The sequence below is a fragment of the Mesorhizobium sp. M1428 genome (genome assembly GCF_040317515.1).
Classification (GTDB): domain Bacteria; phylum Pseudomonadota; class Alphaproteobacteria; order Rhizobiales; family Rhizobiaceae; genus Mesorhizobium.
On record NZ_JAMYKT010000002.1, the window covers coordinates 160,763 to 180,321 of the forward strand.

General features: G+C 63.9%; 22 protein-coding genes and 1 pseudogene. 10 read left to right on the forward strand and 13 right to left on the reverse strand.

Annotation, left to right across the window (positions count from 1 at the left end; translation table 11 throughout):
* Window positions 1-22: 22 nt before the first annotated feature.
* The 6 genes from NKG60_RS04090 (at window position 23) to NKG60_RS04115 (ending at window position 4,606) form a co-directional block, all read left to right on the forward strand.
* Window positions 23-1,453 carry a multicopper oxidase family protein gene (locus NKG60_RS04090; RefSeq protein ID WP_352974146.1) on the forward strand — a complete coding sequence of 477 codons (1,431 nt, stop codon included), beginning with the start codon at window positions 23-25 and terminating at the stop codon, window positions 1,451-1,453.
* A 29-nt stretch (window positions 1,454-1,482) separates the two neighbouring features.
* A complete protein-coding gene (locus NKG60_RS04095; RefSeq protein WP_352974147.1) occupies window positions 1,483-1,923 on the forward strand; it encodes a DUF411 domain-containing protein in 441 nt (146 codons plus the stop codon).
* 7 nt (window positions 1,924-1,930) lie between these two features.
* Window positions 1,931-2,461 carry a TlpA family protein disulfide reductase gene (locus tag NKG60_RS04100; RefSeq protein ID WP_352974148.1) on the forward strand — a complete coding sequence of 177 codons (531 nt, stop codon included), beginning with the start codon at window positions 1,931-1,933 and terminating at the stop codon, window positions 2,459-2,461.
* Window positions 2,462-2,528: 67 nt separating this feature from the next.
* Complete coding sequence (locus NKG60_RS04105) at window positions 2,529-3,212, forward strand: SCO family protein (protein ID WP_502912293.1); 684 nt, start codon at window positions 2,529-2,531, stop codon at window positions 3,210-3,212.
* A 51-nt stretch (window positions 3,213-3,263) separates the two neighbouring features.
* Window positions 3,264-4,043: a DsbA family protein gene (locus NKG60_RS04110; RefSeq protein WP_352974150.1), complete on the forward strand. Its 780-nt coding sequence runs from the start codon at window positions 3,264-3,266 to the stop codon at window positions 4,041-4,043.
* On the forward strand, window positions 4,040-4,606 hold the full coding sequence (locus NKG60_RS04115) for a hypothetical protein (protein ID WP_352974151.1): 567 nt from the start codon (window positions 4,040-4,042) through the stop codon (window positions 4,604-4,606). Before NKG60_RS04110 ends, NKG60_RS04115 begins: the two co-directional genes overlap by 4 nt.
* 404 nt (window positions 4,607-5,010) lie before the next feature.
* On the opposite strand, the gene NKG60_RS04120 is transcribed toward NKG60_RS04115, so the two are convergent.
* The 3 genes from NKG60_RS04120 to NKG60_RS04130 are packed head-to-tail and all read right to left on the reverse strand — an operon-like array spanning window position 5,011 to window position 8,224.
* Window positions 5,011-6,231, reverse strand: coding sequence for an NAD(P)/FAD-dependent oxidoreductase (locus NKG60_RS04120; protein ID WP_352974152.1), 1,221 nt, complete (start codon window positions 6,229-6,231; stop codon window positions 5,011-5,013).
* Complete coding sequence (locus tag NKG60_RS04125) at window positions 6,228-6,941, reverse strand: methyltransferase domain-containing protein (protein WP_352974154.1); 714 nt, start codon at window positions 6,939-6,941, stop codon at window positions 6,228-6,230. Before NKG60_RS04125 ends, NKG60_RS04120 begins: the two co-directional genes overlap by 4 nt.
* Window positions 6,938-8,224, reverse strand: coding sequence for a type III polyketide synthase (locus NKG60_RS04130; RefSeq protein WP_352974155.1), 1,287 nt, complete (start codon window positions 8,222-8,224; stop codon window positions 6,938-6,940). The genes NKG60_RS04125 and NKG60_RS04130 overlap by 4 nt, the downstream gene beginning before the upstream one ends.
* A 42-nt stretch (window positions 8,225-8,266) precedes the next feature.
* On the opposite strand from NKG60_RS04130, the gene cueR reads away from it, so the two are divergent.
* From cueR to NKG60_RS04145, 3 genes and pseudogenes are all read left to right on the forward strand, one after another.
* Window positions 8,267-8,665 (forward strand): Cu(I)-responsive transcriptional regulator, encoded by a 399-nt coding sequence (gene cueR / locus NKG60_RS04135; RefSeq protein WP_352974157.1) that lies wholly within the window; start codon window positions 8,267-8,269, stop codon window positions 8,663-8,665.
* Window positions 8,662-9,216, forward strand: coding sequence for a cytochrome c (locus NKG60_RS04140; protein WP_352974158.1), 555 nt, complete (start codon window positions 8,662-8,664; stop codon window positions 9,214-9,216). Before cueR ends, NKG60_RS04140 begins: the two co-directional genes overlap by 4 nt.
* A gap of 66 nt (window positions 9,217-9,282) precedes the next feature.
* Window positions 9,283-9,378 (forward strand): annotated as a pseudogene (locus NKG60_RS04145) (phytochelatin synthase family protein); the annotation flags it as partial.
* Window positions 9,379-9,507: 129 nt separating this feature from the next.
* On the opposite strand, the gene NKG60_RS04150 reads toward NKG60_RS04145, so the two are convergent.
* The 10 genes from NKG60_RS04150 to NKG60_RS04195 form a co-directional block, all read right to left on the reverse strand.
* Window positions 9,508-9,909, reverse strand: coding sequence for a hypothetical protein (locus tag NKG60_RS04150; protein ID WP_352467690.1), 402 nt, complete (start codon window positions 9,907-9,909; stop codon window positions 9,508-9,510).
* Between the two features lie 101 nt (window positions 9,910-10,010).
* Window positions 10,011-10,157, reverse strand: coding sequence for a hypothetical protein (locus tag NKG60_RS04155; RefSeq protein WP_352974160.1), 147 nt, complete (start codon window positions 10,155-10,157; stop codon window positions 10,011-10,013).
* Window positions 10,158-10,306: 149 nt separating this feature from the next.
* Window positions 10,307-12,112 (reverse strand): allophanate hydrolase, encoded by a 1,806-nt coding sequence (gene atzF, locus NKG60_RS04160; RefSeq protein WP_352974162.1) that lies wholly within the window; start codon window positions 12,110-12,112, stop codon window positions 10,307-10,309.
* Complete coding sequence (locus NKG60_RS04165; protein WP_352974164.1) at window positions 12,109-12,459, reverse strand: cupin domain-containing protein; 351 nt, start codon at window positions 12,457-12,459, stop codon at window positions 12,109-12,111. The genes atzF and NKG60_RS04165 overlap by 4 nt, the downstream gene beginning before the upstream one ends.
* A complete protein-coding gene (locus tag NKG60_RS04170; protein ID WP_352974165.1) occupies window positions 12,452-13,120 on the reverse strand; it encodes a cysteine hydrolase family protein in 669 nt (222 codons plus the stop codon). The genes NKG60_RS04165 and NKG60_RS04170 overlap by 8 nt, the downstream gene beginning before the upstream one ends.
* The gene (locus NKG60_RS04175; RefSeq protein WP_352974167.1) at window positions 13,120-14,652 is read right to left on the reverse strand and encodes an ABC transporter ATP-binding protein; all 1,533 of its coding nucleotides are present in this window, start codon (window positions 14,650-14,652) and stop codon (window positions 13,120-13,122) included. The genes NKG60_RS04170 and NKG60_RS04175 overlap by 1 nt, the downstream gene beginning before the upstream one ends.
* 10 nt (window positions 14,653-14,662) lie before the next feature.
* A complete protein-coding gene (gene biuH / locus NKG60_RS04180) occupies window positions 14,663-15,364 on the reverse strand; it encodes a biuret amidohydrolase (protein WP_352661824.1) in 702 nt (233 codons plus the stop codon).
* 14 nt (window positions 15,365-15,378) lie between these two features.
* Entirely contained in the window at window positions 15,379-16,305 is a 927-nt protein-coding gene (locus NKG60_RS04185; protein ID WP_352974169.1) for an ABC transporter permease, read from the reverse strand.
* Entirely contained in the window at window positions 16,305-17,429 is a 1,125-nt protein-coding gene (locus tag NKG60_RS04190) for an ABC transporter permease (protein WP_352974171.1), read from the reverse strand. Before NKG60_RS04190 ends, NKG60_RS04185 begins: the two co-directional genes overlap by 1 nt.
* A 20-nt stretch (window positions 17,430-17,449) precedes the next feature.
* Window positions 17,450-18,577, reverse strand: a complete 1,128-nt coding sequence (locus tag NKG60_RS04195) for a BMP family ABC transporter substrate-binding protein (protein WP_352974172.1) — start codon at window positions 18,575-18,577, stop codon at window positions 17,450-17,452.
* A gap of 322 nt (window positions 18,578-18,899) precedes the next feature.
* On the opposite strand from NKG60_RS04195, the gene NKG60_RS04200 reads away from it, so the two are divergent.
* Entirely contained in the window at window positions 18,900-19,559 is a 660-nt protein-coding gene (locus tag NKG60_RS04200; RefSeq protein WP_352974282.1) for a GntR family transcriptional regulator, read from the forward strand.

Here is a 19,559-nt window from a genome sequence, read left to right on the forward strand (position 1 = left end):
GGTTACCGCAGGGGTCACAAGGGTGAATTCCGTTTCAAGTCCGTTCATAACGCGCCGCAAATTCCTGTTTGCGGCAGCGAGCATTGCCGCCTCCGCAGCGATCCGCCCTGCACTGGCTACCGACGAACACCGGATCAGGGTGGCGCCGGGCCAGGCACGGCTCGTCGGCCCCGATGGCCCGCGCACTCCGGTATGGACCTATGGTGGCACGGTCCCAGGCCCGACACTGCGCCTGCGCCAGGGGCAGCCCGCTCGCATCGTCGTCGAGAACGGACTTGGCGAAGACACCACGGTTCACTGGCACGGCATCCGGCTGCCGAACGCGATGGACGGAGTACCCGGCCTGACGCAGAAGCCGACCAGGCCAGGTGAAAACTTTATTTATGAATTCACCCCGCCCGATGCCGGCACCTTCTGGTATCACCCGCACGCCAACAGCCTGGTTCAGCTCGGTCGTGGCCTTGCCGGCGCGCTGATCGTCGAGGAGGCCGAGCCGGTTCCGGTCGACCGTGACATTCTGTGGCTGCTGCAGGACTGGCGGCTTGCGGCCGATGGACGGATCGCCGCCGGCTTCGGCAGCGCGATGGATGCCGCCATGTCCGGCCGCGTCGGCCGTCTCGTGACGCTCAACGGCGCGCACCCGGCGGACCAGAAGGTGCGGACCGGCGAGCGCCTCCGGCTGCGGCTGGCCAATGCGTCGCTCGCCCGCATCATGGCCCTGCGCTTCGAAGGCCACCGGCCGGTTGTCATCGCCATCGATGGCCAGCCCTGCGATCCGCACGAACCTGAAAGCGGCCGCCTGGTGCTGGCGCCTGCCATGCGCGTCGATGTCCTGCTCGACCTGCAGGGCGACCCCGGCAGCCGGCACGCGGTGATCGACGATTACTACGATGGCCTCGCCTACACCCTGACCACGCTCGCCTACGACGCCGGAGCGCCGCTGCGCGACCATCCTCTCGATGCGCCGCTTCGCTTGCCGGCCAATCCGCTGCCGGCCCCCGACCTGGCCAAGGCCGAACGGCATGAAATCGTCCTGCAGGGCGGCATGATGGGCGGCGGCAAGCTGGCCGGCGTCGGCGGCATGATGGGCATGGCGATGCCCGGCATGAACGGCGCCGCCGCCTGGGCAATCAACGGCATGTCGATGACCGGCGACGGCCACGCTGGAATGGCGCCGCAGTTCACGCTGTCGCGCGGCGCCACCTGCCGTCTCACCATGCGCAACGAAACCGCCTGGTGGCACCCCATGCACGTCCACGGCTTCAGCCTGTCGGTGCTTTCGCGCAACGGCTCGCCGGTACCGCACCGGCAATGGCAGGACACGGTGCTGCTCGCCCCCAAGGACACGATCGAATGCGCCTTCGTTGCCGACAATCCCGGTGACTGGATGCTGCACTGCCATGTCGCCGATCACCAGATGGCCGGCCTGATGACAGTGTTCCGCGTGACCTGAAAGTTTTTATCCAACCAAGGAGAACTGCAATGAAACTGACCTACCGCCTGGCCACACTGTCCCTGTTGATCGCAACGCCGCTGCCTGCCTTCGCCGCCACGATCAACGCCGTCATGTACAAGAACCCGCAATGCAGCTGCTGCGAATCCTACGCCAACTATCTCGAGCACAACGGCTTCAAGGTCGATATCAAGCCCGTCGACAATCTCTCTCAGATCAGCAGCGATGCCGGCGTCCCGGCTGACCTCGAAGGTTGCCACACGCTGATTGTCGACGGCTATGTCGTCGATGGCCTGGTGCCGGTCGAGATCGTCAAGAAGCTTTTGACCGAACGCCCGGCGATCACCGGCATAACGCTGGCCGGCATGCCGACGGGCGCTCCGGGCATGGGTGGTGAGAAGCAAGGCCCCTTCGTCGTCTACGCCTTCACCAAGGACGGCAAGGCACCCACCGTCTACGCGACCGAGTGAGGCTGTTGTGAGCAAACTGGCCATGGTCCTGATTGGCATGCTGCTGGTGGCATTTTCGCTGTCGGCATCAGCCGCCGAGCCACCGCAGAACTTCGTCGTTAACGAGGCGCCCATCCCCGTACCGGAAATCAGCTTCGAGGACGGCAATGGCAAGCCGAAAACGCTTGCGGATTTCCACGGCAAGGTCGTGCTGCTCAACATCTGGGCGACATGGTGCGCGCCCTGCCGCAAGGAGATGCCGACGCTCGATCGTCTGCAGGCCAAACTCGGCGGTCCGGATTTCGAGGTCGTCGCGCTGTCCATGGACCGTGCCGGTCCTGAGATTGTGAAGAAGTTCTTTGCCGAGATCGGCATCAAGCTCCTCGCCCTCAACATCGATGTCTCGGGCAAGGCAATGTTTGCCATCGGCACCGTCGGCCTTCCGGCAACCCTGCTGATCAATCGCGATGGCAAGGAGATCGGCCGGCTGATTGGGCCGGCCGAATGGGACGCGCCCGACATGGTCGACTTCATCCGCAGCCGCATCGCTGCCGAGTGAGAAAGGAACAGATATGTCCGGGTTGAAGGCTCGCTGCCTTGCATCGGCTTTGAACGAGTGGAGGTGTTTGCTGCTAAGCGTAATTGCCATTGCGGCGCTGACCGCGGGCTTTTCGTATCAGGCCCAAGCCCACTCACTCGACGAAATCGACGCCATGCTTGAGGGCGACGAGAAATATTTCCAGGCGATCGACAAGCCGGCGCCTGATTTCACGCTGCGCACCGCCGATGGGCGTATTGTGCGAACGGCGGACCTGCGCGGCAAGGTGGTCGTCCTCCACTTCATCTACACATCGTGCCCGGATGTGTGCCCCCTGCATGCCGAGAAGATCGCCGAAGTCCAGAAAATGGTGAACGGCACGCCGATGAAGGGCCTGGTCAGCTTTGTGACCATCACCACCGACCCGACCAGGGACACGCCGGATGTGCTCGGCAAATACGGGCAGGCGCACGGGCTCGATCCCGTCAATTGGCTGTTCCTGACCACGACCCCGGACCAGTCGGAGGATGCGACCCGGAAGCTGGCGGAAGCCTTCGGCCACAAGTTCACGCTGACGGATGATGGTTATCAGATGCACGGCACCGTCACCCATGTGATCGACAAGGAGGGCCGCTGGCGGGCGAATTTCCATGGCCTGAATTTCGCTGCGGTCAATCTCGTCACCTTCGTCAATGCGCTCACCAACAATGTCGAGCGCCCGCACCATGAGCCGGAAACGGGATGGTGGGCGAAGATCAAGGGCATGTTCTGACGCACCATTCACACGCCGGCGGTCCGGCGAAACAGAGGGAAGGAGAACCCTGTGATCCACAAGTCCAATCCATTGCGCGGAGCCATCGGCAAAATGGCCCGTGCCTTCGTCCTGGCCGGCGCGACGGTCTGGCTGGCGCTCGGTCTTCACGGTCAGGCGATCGCCGCGGGCGAGATGTCCCAGGACCAGTTCGACCAGCGCGTCCACGATTATATCCTCGCGCATCCCGAGGTCGTCATGGAGGCGCTGCAGAGCCTCGATGCCCGCCAGCGCGAGGCCGCGGCAAAAGAGGCGAAAGCCGCCCTGGCGGCCAAGGCCGACGATATCTTCCGGGACCCGGCGAGCCCGGTCGGCGGCAACGCCGAAGGCGACGTCACCATGGTCGAATTCTTTGACTATAACTGCCCCTATTGCCGGCAAGTTGCGCCGATCATGGCGCAAGCCATGGCCGACGATCCGCAGCTCAAGATCGTCTACAAGGAATTCCCGATCCTCAGCACGGATTCCGTATTTGCTTCCAAGGCGGCTCTCGCCGCAATGCGCCAGGGCAAGTACATGGCATTCCACAAGGCCTTGTATGCGGTGAAGACGCGGGTGACCGAAGCGGTCGTGCTGAAGGTCGCTGCCGACGTCGGTCTCGACGTGGCTAAACTGAAGACCGACATGCAGCGGCCCGATATCCAGGCGTCGATCGACCGGAATACGCAACTCGCCCAGGCGCTGAAGATCAGCGGAACGCCAAGCTTCGTCGTTGGCGAGCAGATTTTCGCCGGCGCGACCGACCTCGCAACGATGAAGAAACTGATCGAGCAAGCGAGGAAAAGCAAATGAGCCGGATATGTTACCCAACCCGACGGACGGTTGTTCTAGGTAGCGCCTTTGGCGTCGCTGCGGCTGTCGGCTTGCTCAAGAGGCCGGATTTGGCGCTCGCCGCGCAGGATTCCGATCTGGTGCGCCGTTTTAAATATCTCAGCCAGAACGGCAACAGCACGTGTTCGGCCAAGTTCACGGAGTCGATCGCGACCATGCCGGCGATGTCGCGGATCACGGGCTCGTGCTGCAGCCCTATGGAGACGAAGCGCTATGCCGAGCAGGTGAGCGGCCTGGCCAGGTACCGCGAGATCGCAATGATCCCCAGCGATCCGTACGATATTCCGGCCGGCATCGCACAGAAGATGCTGCCCTATTACGATGTGAAACTCTCCGGCGACGAGCAGCACGCCTATGACTATGCAATGGCCAATTCCAACGAGAAAGGCCCATGCTGCTGCCCATGCTGGCGCTGGAAAGTGTATGGCGGATTGGCGAAGTTCCTGATCCGCGAGCATGGTTTCACCGGCAAGCAGGTCGTCGACGTCTGGGATCTCTCGGACGGCTGCGGCGGAGGTATGTGAGACGGCAAGGACAGGACACTTCCGGTTGGCAGGACACGGCGGCAGGGTGGCCGATCGGGGTTTCCTCGTCGTCTTGACCGAATTCCCCGGCGAGCTAATTGCCTTCGCAGTCGCCGATGCTTACCGACGAAGGCGGGCCTTCACTGACCGTAAAGGTGATTGCAATGATGAATGGTCCAATGGGTACATGGATGATGGGCGGCATGGCGCTCGTCTGGGTCCTGGTGTTCGTCGCGCTCTTGCTCGCGATTGCAGCGCTGGTCAAATACCTGCGAACCTGAAGTCGTAGATACCTTCAGGTATACGACTATGTGATGGCAAAATTCCGAGGAGAAGCGGCAGCCGCTGCCATCTGTGGCGGTGGCATGTAAGGCGAACCAGCGCAGCACGACGCCCCACCCTCGTCAGGCAAAGCCTGGAACCGGCTTGGTCTTGCCGCTCAGTTGCGCGCCCAATGTCAGTGCCTGCGGGAAATTCCGGACGATCGCCGCCATCAAGGTGGCGCTGCCGGGGCGAAGGGCAATTCCGGCAAGAGCCGCGGCGGCGTAGACCCGCGTCGAAAACAGTCTTTTCCAGGCCGCTTCATAGCGTCTGGCGGCGGCCTCGCGCCCTGCCGGGCCACTTGGCGCGGATGCGAGTTCGCAAGCCAGCAGCCAGCCGGACTGAACCGCCATCGAGATGCCCTCGGCGATGACTGGATGAGACTCTCCGGCCGCATTGCCGACGCGGAAGATGTCCCCTTCGTAGCACGAGCGAATTCCCGGCCGGATCGGACCCGCGGCAAGCCACGGACCGTCGAGAAGCGCCGGTTCCAGGGCATCCCTGACGCCCCGGCACGAGTCCACGAGATGGCGGAAGACCGCATCGGCGGCCGGCACATGGCTCCGGCGTTTGGGGCCATGTTGCTTGCGCAACCGCGCGAGCATATCGCGGCGAATGCAGCACGACACCGACAGCCGGCCGTGATCCGCCGAGACCATGCCGCCATAGCCGCCGGGAAAAGCCAGCAGAGGCATCAAATCCGGCGCGAGCGACGACCCGGTGAAATGCGCCTTGAAGCCGAGCAGGTCAGACGGGCGATTTGCCTTTCCGAGCTGGCTGGACAGCGGCCCTGGTTCCCACGAGCCGTGTGCGGCGACAATCACCGGCGCACGCAACATGGTCGTTTCGTCCCCGGCCTGAATTCGCACCCGTTGCATCTGGCCATCCCGCTCGATGGCGACGGCGCGGCAGGGCTGAAAGATTTCGACACCCGCAGGTCGCGCCGCTTGTAGAAGCAGAGAGTCGAGAATGTCGCGGCCGAGCGCCCGGCCGAAGCCATCTTTTGCACGTGGCCCAGCTCCTGCACGTGGCATTGCCGCCTCGACGCAGGTCTCGCCGGAAAACATGCCGACGCGGCGGATTTCGGGGCCGGCATTGGCACGCCAGGCATCGCCGATCTCCAGCCGGTCCAGAAGCGCAAGATTGCTTGCCGAGATATATTCGCCGCAGACCTTGCGGCGCGGAAATACGGTCTTTTCCACAATGGCCACGGCCCATCCGCGCCGGGCCAGCGTAAGCGCGACGGATGTGCCCGCCGGGCCGGCGCCGATGACGATGGCGTCATGGGTCGACAATCGTGTCATGGGTCGACACTGGCACCGGCGCCGACGAAGATGTGGGAAAACAGCCCGGCGCGTCGTTCCTCGACCGGTTGGCCGTTGGCCGCAAGCCAGAGGCCGGAAAGCTCGCCGCCGCGAAAGCCGGCACGCACGCTTTGCGCCGCGTCGTTTTGTGTGACGTCATTGGCGCCGATTGCCGGCAGAAGACGGGTCGCGGCCAGCGCCAGTTTCGCCCGCAGCGGCTCGGTCGCGATGAGCAACGGGGCTATTGGCCTGATCAGCGAAAACAGGCGCACGAGCTGCGCATCGTCGAGATGGTGCAGAAACAGATTGACCGTGACGGCGTCGAACCGTGCGCCCTCGAACTTTCCTGTCCAGTCGAAGACATCGGCGGTGATCCCTTCAGCCTTCCATCCCAGCCTGTCAAAATCATCGCGCAATTGCGCGGTGACGAGGTCGACGCGGTCGAGCATTGCCAGTTCGACCCCAGGCCAATGCCTGGCCATGCGCCGCGCCACCGCAAGCATGAAGGAGCCATCGCCGGCGCCGATCTCCAGGATGCGGCGTGGCGGCTTTGGCACAAACCTCTTGAGCAACGACGTCATGATCGGCACCTGAAACATCAGCATATTGATGCGCCGAAGGTCGCGGCGCGCGGTCAGCGCTCGCGGATCGTCGGCCGCAAGGCCGTCGAGGATTTCCGGCGCAAGCTGCCGGTGCTCCAGGCCGCTCATGACACGGTTCGAAAGAGCATGGTTTCGGCAGTCAGCCCGGGACCGAACGACATGCCGCAGCCGAGCAGGCCGGGTGGCGCCTTCAACATCTCTTTCATCACGAACATGACTGTCGCAGACGATATGTTCCCATACCGGCGCAAGACCTCACGCGATGGTTCCAGCGCGGTGGGTTCCAGTTTCAGGGCCCTTTCGACGGCGTCGAGCACCGAACGCCCCCCCGGGTGCACGGCCCAAAGGTCGATGTCTTCCGCCGATCGACCGCCGAGGATGGCGGCCTGGTTGCTCCGCAACGCTTCATGAATCGCTGCCGGCACCTGGCCGGAAAGAACCATTTCGAAGCCGTGGTCGCGAATGTTCCAACGCATCAGGTCCCGCCGTTCCCTCGCCACCAGGCAGTGAAAGCTATCGAGCTCGATGCCGGCCGGCTCGGCAGTAATGAGCGCAGCCGCGCAGCCGTCGCCCCAAAGGCAGAACGACAGCAGTTTTTCCAGCTCGGTGGTTTCGCGCAGATGCATCGTGCAGAGTTCGATATTGACCAGCAGGACCTTGGCCTGCGGGTCGGAGCGGACGATGTGGCGGGCCAATTTGAGGCCGTTGATCGCGGCATAGCAACCCATGAACCCGATCATTGTGCGTTCGACGCTGTCCGGCAGCCCGCAGCGCGCAACCAGCTCGAGATCGATGCCCGGCGCCGAAAAGCCGGTGCAGGTGGTGACGATAAGATGGGTGATGCGGGAAGCGTCGTCGCCAAGCTGCAATCCGTCGATGCCCTTTTGCGCCAGGACGGGTGCGGCATCGTCGAACATCGCCATCCTCATGGCCGTTCCGGGAAACGCGCCGCGGATGAAGGTCCCGGCCAGGTCGGCGGACGGTCCTTCGGGGTTGGACGCCGGCGCAAAGCAGGAATAGCGGTGCTCGATGCCGGCAAGATCGGCCATGCGTTCGAAGAGCCTCCGGCGATCGGCCGCGAGCATGGAGGCCGCGAAACGCAGGTAGAATTGATGAACCTCGTGCTCCGGCACCGCTGTCGCGATCCGGTTGATATAGGCGTTGACGGGCATGTTCTGTCTCCTCGACGTCTGCACGGTGTAGCGTGCCGCCGGAGGGTCCTTGCTCATCGGCACCCGGAGTGGGCTCCGAGTTTGAGCGCTGTTCGATAAACGTTTCCGAAAACTGATTTCTTCCCGAAGGTCCAGTATGTGCTGTTGGCAGCAAACGGTTGGAGCGGGCGGGCGGTTGCGTCGGGCATCCAAAATCGCCACATCAGGTTGACCTTCCATCTACTGGAATGTCTATTTCTTCCGACAAAGGAGATTTCCGCCATGAACATCGGCGTCGCATCCGAGAAATCCGGCCTGCCGGCCAAGACGATCCGTTACTACGAGGATATCGGGCTCTTGCACCCGGCCCGGACAGACAATGGCTATCGCGATTACTCGACGGCCGATATTCACCGGCTGCGCTTCCTGCAGCGCTCGCGAAGCCTGGGGTTTTCGGTCGACGAATGCCGCCAGCTGCTGTCGCTGTACCAGGACAGGGAACGTGACAGCGCCGACGTGAAGGCGATCGCGAGCGCCAAGCTGGTGGAGATCGACAGGAAGATCGCCGAACTGGTCGGATTGCGCGGCTTGCTCCACCATCTGGTCAGTCACTGCCACGGCGACGAGCGGCCGGATTGCCCGATCATCGACGAGCTGGCAGGACAAGGCGTGACCCAGTGAGGCTCGCAGCCGCTGTAACGGTGCTGTCGCTTGCCTGCGTCTCTGTCGTGCTCGCTGCCGCCCATTCGAGCCGTGATGCGGTCATCGAGGCTCGCCAGGCCTCGATGAAGGAAATGGCCGCGGCGGCAAAGGCGATCGCCGGGATGTTCGACGGCAAGCAGGCCTACGACGCCGCGGCTTTCAAGGCGGCGGCCGAGACAATCCGCGCCCGCACCGGCCCTGCCCTGATTGCCGAATTCCCCAGTGCGACGTTGGGTCCGCCTTCAGGCGCCAAGCCGGATATCGACCCCGCCCGCGCGGAGTTCGAAGCACTGGCTCGTCATATCGGGACGTTGGCCAGCGCCCTGGCCTCCGACGCCGAGCGGGCGCCGCCTCGCATCACCGACGATATGAGAATGGGTTCCGGCCTGGCAATGGGCGGTGGCAGCCTGCTTGGCAAGCGGCCGGCGGCGGAAGCCGATCCCGCTAAATTGCCGGCGGAGCACCTCCTGCATCTCATCTTGCAGGATTGCTCGAGCTGCCATTCCAAGTTCCGGCAAAGGACCATGTGAAAGCCCACCGATCCGCGAGATATATTGCTGCAGGACCGGATGGCTGCTTGGTCGGGTGCGGCGCTGGACTACAAGCCTTGGCTGATCGAGCGTGACCGCCTGTTCTCAGCCGTTGACACGATCGATGGCGATGGCGGCACAACGCGCGGCTTGCTGCTTATCGTAACACTGTTCGGGACAGCGACAGGACGCGCGTCGTTCCAGGGCGTGACAATAAAAGTCCAATGTCGGCAAAGTGGTGGGACCGGACGTTCTCAATGCGGCTTTAAGAGCGAAGCTGAACGGACGCGATCAGTTCGCGCTGTCACGCGAGACCAACATCACAGTCGGCGGGTCATCTGCGACGACGTCCAGACAGGTCGATCCAGTCACGCAGCGAAAGTGTTTCGCTCCCCGATAGCTGTCTTTAATCGCGGGTTGATGGAGTAGAAAGTCAGCACCTTCGACCTGATAGAGAAAATGCTCCCCAATCAGCCCTTGTCGGGTTATTGGCAGATCCTCGAGGTTCAAGACGTGCTCGTCGCACATTCTCATAACATAGCTGGCATGAAAGTGGACACGAAGCGCCTTGGTTTTATCGTGCGGCACGATGAACGTCGCCAAAATCGCGTTGCCGTCAGAGCGAAGGCTGATGAGGTCGCTGACGCTGCTTCTGATCGGCGTGTCTAAGGACAACGGTATATACAGAACCAAAGGGGGCCTCCGGCGGATGACGGTCGACGAGTGGTCGCAAGCAGTCAGTCCAGTTATCATCATACGACCTAGGCCGTCGACCTAATGTCCCGGCCCGGCGCTTAACTCGATGCGGCGCCATGCGGCCGGCGATATCCCACTGAGCGCTTGAACTCGCGCCCGAAATGACAGACGTCGCAGAAACCGCAGGCCTCGGCGACCTCGGCCAGCTTACGGTTGCTCCGCACCAGCAGCGATTGCACCTGCATCAGCCGCTCCACTGGTGCGGGCTTGTCCGCAGATTCGTTTGGAATAACCGCCGGATCTGCGAGGGGCCGAGGCCGGCAAACACGAAGCTGGTCCGCCGCCGTCCAAGCGCTTCCCGGTTCGCCGCGCATGCGACGGGCATTCTTTGTCGTCAGCTCCGCTGCAGCTGACCCGCCATGAAATTGCGCCAGCCGCCGAAATGCGAAATCTCCTCTGCATCGGTAAGGCCGGCACTTTCAACGAGGAAGCCTTTCGGCGAAGTTCCGTCATCAAGCAGAAGCGTGCCGATGCCGAGCGGCGGCGGGATCGCGGAGACGAAGCGGCCGAAGGCTTGCGGCGACAGCCGCCAGACTTCGACCTCGATCGCTGTCCCCTTGCCATTGCAGATCCGCTCGAGCCCCGGTCGCGGCACCGACTGGCCGGCGAGCGCGTAAAGCCGGTAGAGCGGCGCCGTTCTTGCCGCCCGGGCGAAAATCGCGCCGAGCTGCTGCAACTGGCCGTTCAGCGCCATGCCCGACAGATGCGCGCCGACCACGGCCAGTTCGATCGTGCTTTCATCCACGTTCGCGCAAACATCGCGACGCGGCTGCGACCAGCCGGTAGCGCCCAGCGCAAGGCCGCTTGCCGCATGGATGTCGCGGGCAAGCGAGGCCGTCAGGTGGTCCTTGCCCGCCGCCGCAAGCAAGGTGACGCTCATCGGCAAACCGTCGCTACGAATTCCGGCCGGCACGGCTATGCCGCACATGTCGAGCAGGTTGACGAAGTTGGTGTAGGTGCCGAGCCGGCTGTTCGTGACGATCGGATCGGCGAGAACCGCCTCGACCGTGTAGTGGGTCGGCGCGGTCGGCACACAGAAGAGATCGACCGAGGCGATGACCGGCGCGAGCCTGGCCTTGTAGGCCTGCAAGGCATAGAGCCCGTTGAAGGCGTCCGCTGCGGAAAGCTTTCGCGCGCCGCCGATGATCTGCCGCGTCACCGGATGCATGGCGGCCTCGTTGGCGTCCATGAAGTCCTTGATCGCAGCATAACGCTCGGCTACCCAGGCGCCTTCGTAGAGCAGGTTGGCGGTGGCGTAGAAATCACCGAACGGGATTTCGACCAGCCTGCAGCCCAGCGTCTCCAGCGAGGCAAGAGCGGCCTCGAAGCCCGCCCGCATCGCCTGGTCGCCGAAGAATATCCAGTCGGCCCTGGCAGGCACGCCAACAGTCAGCACGGGCGGGCGCGCGGCAAGGCCCTGGACGCCGAGGTCACGCGAATAGGGATCGGCGCCGTCCTTTGCCGCCGCGACCTCGAACACGTGGTAGGCGTCGTCGACGGCGAGCGCGAAGACCGAGACGCAATCGAGCGTCCGGCAGGCCGGCACGACGCCGGCGGCTGATAGCGCGCCGATGCTCGGCTTCAGCCCGACGATGTTGTTGAGGCCGGCGGGTATGCGCCCCGAACCGGCAGTATCGGTGCCGAGCGCGAACGAGACGATGCCACGCGCGGTTGCGACGGCCGAGCCGCATGAAGAGCCGCCCGGCACCAGTTTCGGGTCGATCGCATTCCTCGGGATCGGATAGGGCGTGCGCACACCGACCAGGCCGGTGGCGAACTGGTCGAGATTGGTCTTGCCGACGACCAGTGCGCCGGCGGCCTTGAGCCGCGCGACGACTGTGGCGTCTTTCGCCGGCAGGTAGGCATATTCGGCGCAGCCGGCCGTGGTCGGCATGCCGGCAACATCGATGTTGTCCTTGACCGCGAACGGTACGCCCCACAGCGGCTTTGCCACAGGGTCGAACGGGCCGAGCTTTTCTGCTTCGGCCAGCATCTCCGCCCTGCTCGCCAGATGGATGAAGATGCCGGGGTCATCGGCCGCTGCGAGCCGCGCATCGACCGCATCGATCATCTCGCCGATGCTGACGCCGGCCTGATAGGCAGCGTGCAAGCTCGCTATGTCGAAGCGGATGTCGCTCATTTGGCCTCGCCCAGAATGACTACCGGCAGGTTCCACTGAATGAGCACGACGCAGCCATCCTTTGTCCATACCGAATGCTCGGTTCCGACCGGGTTCAGGATCACGCTGCCCGCGGCAAAATCGCCGTTCTCGTCACTCTGTGTGCCTTCCAGCACAAGGATCGTTTCCAGCCCGGCATGGCGATGGCGCGGCACGCTGGCGCCGGGCCGATAGTTCAGGATCGCGACCGACGGTTCCGTCGGTCCGCCCTTGAGCAGCCAGTGCGCCGCAATGCCATCGCGGAAATGCTCGAACGCCAGATCGCGCCAGCCACCATTGAGGAGGCCGGCAAAGGCAAGGTTAGGCATTGGCAATCCCCTCGAGCACCTGGTCCGTCGTCGCCGTCCAGCCGACGATGGCGCCCTGAGCCCTGATCATGGCAAGCGCAGCCGCCTTGAACGCGGGGAAGTAGCTCTCGGTGGCATCCTCCGCCAGCAGGCATTCATAGCCGCGGTCGTTGGCCTCGCGCATCGTCGTCTGAACGCAGACCTCCGTCGTCACCCCGGCAAAGACCAGTTGCCGTGCGCCGAGCCGCTTCAGGTCGTCGCCGAAGCTGGTGGCATAGAACGCGCCCTTGCCCGGCTTTTCGATGACGATTTCGCCGGGCAATGGGGCAAGTTCATCGAGGATCGCCGTTCCCGGCTCGCCGACGATCAGCACGCGACCCATCGGCCCGACATCGCCGATCCGGATCGACGGATTGCCGCGGTTGCGCTTGGCCGGCGGCAGATCCGAAAGGTCTGCTTTGTGGCACTCCATCGTGTGGATCACCGGCAGGCCAGCGGTGCGGAACCCCTCGATCAATCTCTTCACCGTCGGCACAATCGCCACCACCCGGCTGACGTCGTTGCCGAGGCTGGCGCCGAAGCCGCCGGGTTCAGCGAAATCGCGCTGCATGTCGATGACGACCAGCGCCATCGCCTCAGGCTTGAAGGCGAACGGAAACGGCAGCGCCTCGATCTCCGCCATCAGTGATGTCCCGCCATGTGCTCGCCGATCGTCTGCACGCTCGCCTGCGCGATCGGCGTCTCGTAGACCAGCGCGCCGTCCGACATGACGAAGATGCGGTCCGAGAGCTCGAGCAGCTCATCAAGGTCCTCCGACATTAGGAGCACCGCGGCGCCGGCATTGCGCGCCTTCATGATGCGGGCGCGAATTTCGGCGACGGCGGAGAAGTCGAGTCCGAAGCAGGGGTTCGACACGATGAGCAAATCGACCTCGCCGGTCAGTTCCCGCGCCAGCACCGCGCGCTGCACATTGCCGCCCGAGAGCGACGAAATCGGCGAAGCGAGGGATGCCGTCTTGACCTTGAACTGTTCGACCAGACGGGCCGCGTAGTCCCTGATCGCACTCATCCTGATCCAGCTGACCGGCTTGCCGGCTTCGTTGAGGTCGAAGGTGCGGAAGGCCATGTTTTCCGCCACCGTCATCTTCGGCGCGCAGGCATTGCGCAACGGCTCCTCCGGAATGAAGCGGACATTGAGCGTGCGCGCCTCGCTGCGGCTGGCGCCATAGGGCGAGCCTTTCACCAGAACGTCGCCGCCATTGCGCGCCCGCTGTCCGGCAAGGACCTCGAGAAACTCCTTCTGGCCGTTGCCGGAGATGCCGGCGACGCCGACGATCTCACCGGACTTCACATCGAGCTCGCCGATGTCGATGGTTTTCAAGCCGGTGCGGTCGGGCGCCTTCAGCGATTTTACCGTCAGCACCTGCCTGGCGCCGGCCGGCACCGGAGCGCGGCTGTCGAGTGCTGCAATCGGCTGGTCACCGATCATCATCGCCGCCATCTGCTTGTGCGAAAGCTCCGAGACTTTGCCGGTTCCGGTCAGCCTGCCCTTGCGCAGCACAGTGATGTCGTCGGCAAAGGCCGTCACCTCGTGGAATTTATGCGAGATCATCAGCACGGTAAGGTCGCCGGTCCTGGTCATGTCGCGCACCAGGCCAAGCACTTCCTGTGCCTCGCCGGGAGTGAGCACCGAAGTCGGCTCGTCGAGCACCAGGAAACTGCGGCCGAGATAGAGCTGCTTGATGATTTCGAGCTTCTGCTTCTCGCCCGCGGCAAGCTCGGCAACCTTGACGTCGAGCGGCAGCTTGAACGGCATGCGCTGCATAAATTGCGCAAGTGCGGCGCGCTCCTTGCGCCAGTCGATGACGCCGGGCACCTTCTCGCGCGAAATGACCAGGTTCTCGGCGCCGGTCAGCGACGGGACGAGCGTGAAATGCTGGTAGACCATGCCGAGCCCGAGCGCCGAGGCATCCTTGGGGCTGGCGATCGCGGCCTCGCGGCCATCGATCAGCATGTCGCCCGAGGTCGGGTGGTAAAAACCCATCATGCATTTGACAAGCGTCGACTTGCCGGCGCCGTTTTCGCCGAGCAGCGCATGGAATGATCCCGCCGGCACCTTGATCGAGACGTCGTCCAGCGCGGTGAAGGCGCCGAAGCGCATGGTCATGCCGATGGTCTCGACGCCGACGGCTTTCTTGCCGATGCTTCCGCTCAAGGTCGTGTCCTCACGGCAGTTGCGCGACGAAGGATGCCGAGTTCGATACCGCGCCGAACACCCCGCCCTGCATCTTGATCATCTTGATTGCAGCGAGATGGTTGCCGTAGTCGGTCGCGCCGCAGCAATCCTCCAGCATCACGCATTCGAAGCCGCGATCATTGGCCTCGCGCATCGTCGTGTGCACGCAGACATCGGTGGTGATCCCGGTCAGCACGATGTTTTCGATGCCGCGCTGGTGCAGGATCAGCTCCAGGTCGGTGGCGCAGAACGAGCCCTTGCCCGGCTTGTCGATGATCGGTTCGCCCGCCGCCGGATAGAGGTCGGGGATGATGTCCCAGCCGGCTTCGCCGCGCACCAGGATGCGACCGCAAGGTCCGGGGTCGCCGATGCCGGCATTAATGCGGCGCGAGCGCCAGCGCTTGTTGGCCGGCAGGTCGGCGAGATCGGGCCGGTGGCCCTCGCGCGTGTGGATGATGGTGTAGCCCTTGGTCCGCATGGCTGAGAGCACCGACTTGATCGGCTCGATCGGCGCCCGCACCAGCGAAAGATCGTAGCCCATATGATCGACATAGCCGCCCGGCCCGCAGAAATCAGTCTGCATGTCGATGATGATCAGCGCCGTATTGTCGGGCCGCAGCTCGCCATTGTAGGGCCATGGATAGGGATCGGCATCGATGTAGCGCTGGGTGATCTCGGCTCTGGCGTTCATCGGGAAAACTCCAGTCATTTGGTGATCGACAACTCGCCCGGCGCGCCGGCAAGCGTGCGGCTCGGCGACGAGGTGGCGATCATGATGATGAGCGTGAGGATGTAAGGTGCGGCGTAGAAGAGATAATAGCCCTGCGTCACACCGACCGATTGCAACGCCGGGCCAAGCGCGCCCGCGCCGCCGAACAATAGTGCCGCGGCAAAGCAGCCGAGCGGATTCCAGCGCGCGAAGATGACCAGCGCCACCGCCATCAGGCCCTGCCCCGACGAGATGCGTTCGGTCCAGCTGCCGGGGTAATAGAGCGACAGATAGGCGCCGCCGATGCCGGCGAGCGCGCCGCCGACGCCTGTCGCAAGCAGGCGCACGGTGTTGGGATTGAGGCCCATGGCGCGCGCCGCATCGGAGCTGTCGCCGACGACGCGCACGATCAGGCCGGCACGGGTGTTGCGGAAGGCCCACCACAGGAACACGGCAAGTGCCGCACCAATCAGGAACAGCACGTTGACGTTGAGCGCCGCTTGCACCTGCGGAATGTTCGACCAGCCACCGAAGGCGATGGCCGGCAGGTCTGGCGCCGAGGGCTGGATGAACGGCTTGCCGAAGAAGAAGGCGAGACCCGAGCCGAACAGCATCAGCGCGATACCGATGGCGATGTCGTTCACCCCGCGGAATTTGCAGATCCAGCCGTGGAACAGACCGAAGCAAAGACCGGCACCTGCGGCGGCCAGCAGGCCGAGCCATGGCGAGCCGGTCATCACCGCTACGGCATAAGCGGTCATGGCGCCGAAGACCAGCGTGCCTTCGAGGCCAAGATTGATGCGGCCGGAGCGCTCTGTGATCGCTTCGCCCAGCGAGACGAAGACGAAGGGCGTCGAGACGCGGATGGCGCCGCCGAGAATGGCGAGCGGCACGCCCCACAGGCCGATCTCGGTCGCGTCCATCAGGAGCCCCTCTTCCACAGATCTGGATTGAAGACCTTGAAGCGCCCGTAAAAGGTTTCGCTGAACAGGATGACGACGAAGAGCATGCCTTGCAGCACCAGCACGGTGGCGTCGGGTAGGTCCATGCGGCGCTGGATCAGCCCGCCGGACGCGCCGATGCCGCCGAGCAGGAAAGCGACCGGAATGATGGCGAGCGGATTGTGGCGGGCGAGGAAGGCGACGAGGATGCCGGTATAGCCATAGCCGGCGGCAAGCGAGGCGTTGGCGCTGCCTTGCACGGCGCCGACCTCCAGCATGCCGGCCAGCCCGGCGAAGCCGCCGGCCAACCCGGTGAAGCCGACGATCAGCGGCCCGACGGCAAGCCCTTGCACCTGGGCCGCCCTGACATTGCCGCCGGCGATGCGGGCGGCAAAGCCCCAGCGCGTCTTTTCGATCAGCAGCCAGGACAGGACGCAGGCGAGAATGCCGACGACCAGGCCCCAGTGCACGTCCATGCCTGGAATGTTGCCGATGCGGTAGGCATCCACCAGCGGCTCGGTCGAGGGTTTGTTGAGCGAGGCCGGATCGCGCAGCGGCCCTTCGACAAGATGGTTCATCAACGCGATGGCGATATAGGCCATCAGCAGGCTGGAGATGGTTTCGTTGACGGCGCGGTAGTGGCGGAGTGCGCCGACGGCACCGATCCAGATGCCGCCGGCGACCACGCCCGCCACGCCCATCAGCAGGATGACCAGAAAAGCCGGCGCGCCATTCGCCGCGACGCCGATGGCGGCGGCGGCAACGCCGCCCAGCACGATCGCGCCTTCGCCGCCGATGACGACCAGGCCGAGCCGTGCCGGCAGTGCCACGCAGAGCGCTGCCAGTAAAAGCGGTGCTGCTCGCGACAGCGAGTTCTGGATCGAGAACCACGAGCCGAAGCCGCCGCGCCACATCGTCTCGTAGAGTTGCACCGGCGATTTGCCGACCAGCGCGATGAACACGCTGAACAGCGCCATGCCGACGATCAGCGCCGCGAGCGGTATGACGAAGGCTTCCGCCCGCCGCGCCGCCCATTCGAGCGCCGCCGGATAACTCCTGGCGCCAAACAGCGCCGGTGCGCCCGCAGTGCTGACCGTGTCTGCCATTGCCCCGTCTCCGATCCGGTTCAGGCGGTCGAACCGACGACGCCCTCGACCAGGTAGTCCATGCTTTCGAGTTCAAGCGCGGTCTCGACGAAGGCCTGGCCCTCGGTCGCGACGACGACGCCCTTGTTACTCTTCAGCGGACCCTTGATGACCGAAAATCCGCCTTTCATCATTTCGGCCAGCGTGCCGTCGAACTGCTTGCGGGCGGCGTCGCCAACAGCGGGGCCGAGCGGGCTCATCTTGACGAAGCCGTCGGCCAGGCCGCCGCGCGTGAAATTGGGCAGCGGCGTGCCGCCCACCAGATCGTCGACGAACATCTTGTAGACCTTGGCCCAGTTCCATTCCGCGCCGGTCAGGTATTTTTCCGGTGCCAGCGGGCTCTGGTTGGCATGATAGCCGCAGACGAAAACGCCACGCCCGGCCGCCGTCTCGACCACCACCTTGGGGCTGTCGACATGACAGGTGATGACGTCGGCACCCTGGTCGACCAGCGCGTTGGTGGCCTCGGCCTCCTTGACCGCCAGCGACCACTCGCCGGTGAAGATCACCTGGCAGGTGATTGTCGGGTCGACCGAGCGCGCGCCGAGCAGGAAGGAATTGATGTTGAGCAGCACCTGCGGGATCGGCTTTGCCGCGACGAAGCCAAGCTTCTTGGTCTTGCTGGTGTGGCCGGCGACGACGCCGTTCAGATACTGGCCCATGCCGATATGACCGAAATAGGAACCGGCATTCATCGGATGCTTGTCCTTGTTCCACATGCCACCGCAATGGCGGAACTGCACGTCGGGGAATTTCGCGCACATGGCGAGCATGTGCGGATCGAAATAGCCGAACGAGGTCGGGAAGATCAGCGACGCACCGTCGAGATTGATCATCGATTCCATCGTCTTCTGGACGTCGACCGTCTCCGGCACGTTCTCCTCCTCGACGACGGAAATGCCTTCGATCCCCTTCAGCGTGGCGGCGCCTTCGGCATGCGCCTGGTTGTAGCCGTAATCGTCCTTTGGCCCGACATAGATAAAGCCAACGGTGGCCGTCGCGGCGAAGGCCCTGCTGATCGGAAACGATGCGGACGCAAGGCCGAGCGCCGCTCCGGCGGCGGAGGTCTTGAGCAGGTCGCGGCGGCTAAGCATGAATCTCTCGGACATTGAATGCTCCCTCTGTGGGGCCTTTGGGGCCGGTTAACACCTCAATGAAAGAAGTGTATGCAATCAGCGTGCCAGTTTCAGAATCAGGATTTATTCAGCAATATCAATGAGTGTGCCGATGTGGGCTGCACAAAGCCGGAGCAATTGCATACACTTTTTGCCTTCAAAATCGTCAATTTGACATGAAGGCTAAAACATAGGCATACAGAGCTGCGGAGGAATCGAGGCCGGTGAGTGGCTCTCGGCTCTAGCGAGAGGACTGGACGGAGGAGACGTGTCGGGAAAGCGCAATTTGATCAGGTCGGGCACGACCGTCGATCAGATGGTGAGGGCGATCAGCGACCGGATCGTCACCGGTTTCCTGCGCCCAGGCGAAAAGCTCGACGAGGCCTCGCTCGCCGCCCGCTTCGATGTCTCACGTACGCCGATCAGGGAAGCGCTCAGCCGGCTCAGCGCCATGGGACTGGTCGAAAGACGGCCGAACCGTGGCGCCACCGTCGCCGTGGTGACGCAGGAGCACCTCGCCTCGATGTTCGAGAGCATGGCCGAGCTTGAAGCGATCTGCGCGCGCTTCTCGGCCGAGCGCATGACGGCCGGCGAGCGCCGCACGCTGGAGGCCGAGCATCAGGCATCGGCGCGCTTGGTGCAGCTCGGGGTCGAAGAAGAGTATGAGCTTTTCAACACCGAGTTCCACACCCGGCTCTATCGCGGCGCCCACAGCAAGCACATTTATGAGTTGACCGTCATGACCCGCGGCCGCCTCGCGCCGTTCCGGCGCGCGCAATTCATGCTGCCCGGGCGGCTGGCCCAGTCCTGGCAGGAGCATGACGCCATCGTCACCGCAATCATGCGCGGCGACAGTGCGGCGGCCGGAACAGCCGCCAAGGATCATGTCTCGATCGTCAGCGAGGCGAGCGCCGTCTTTGTCATCGGCGATCGCCCCAAAGGCAAGGCCGAGCCGTTCCCGACATCGGTTTCCTAA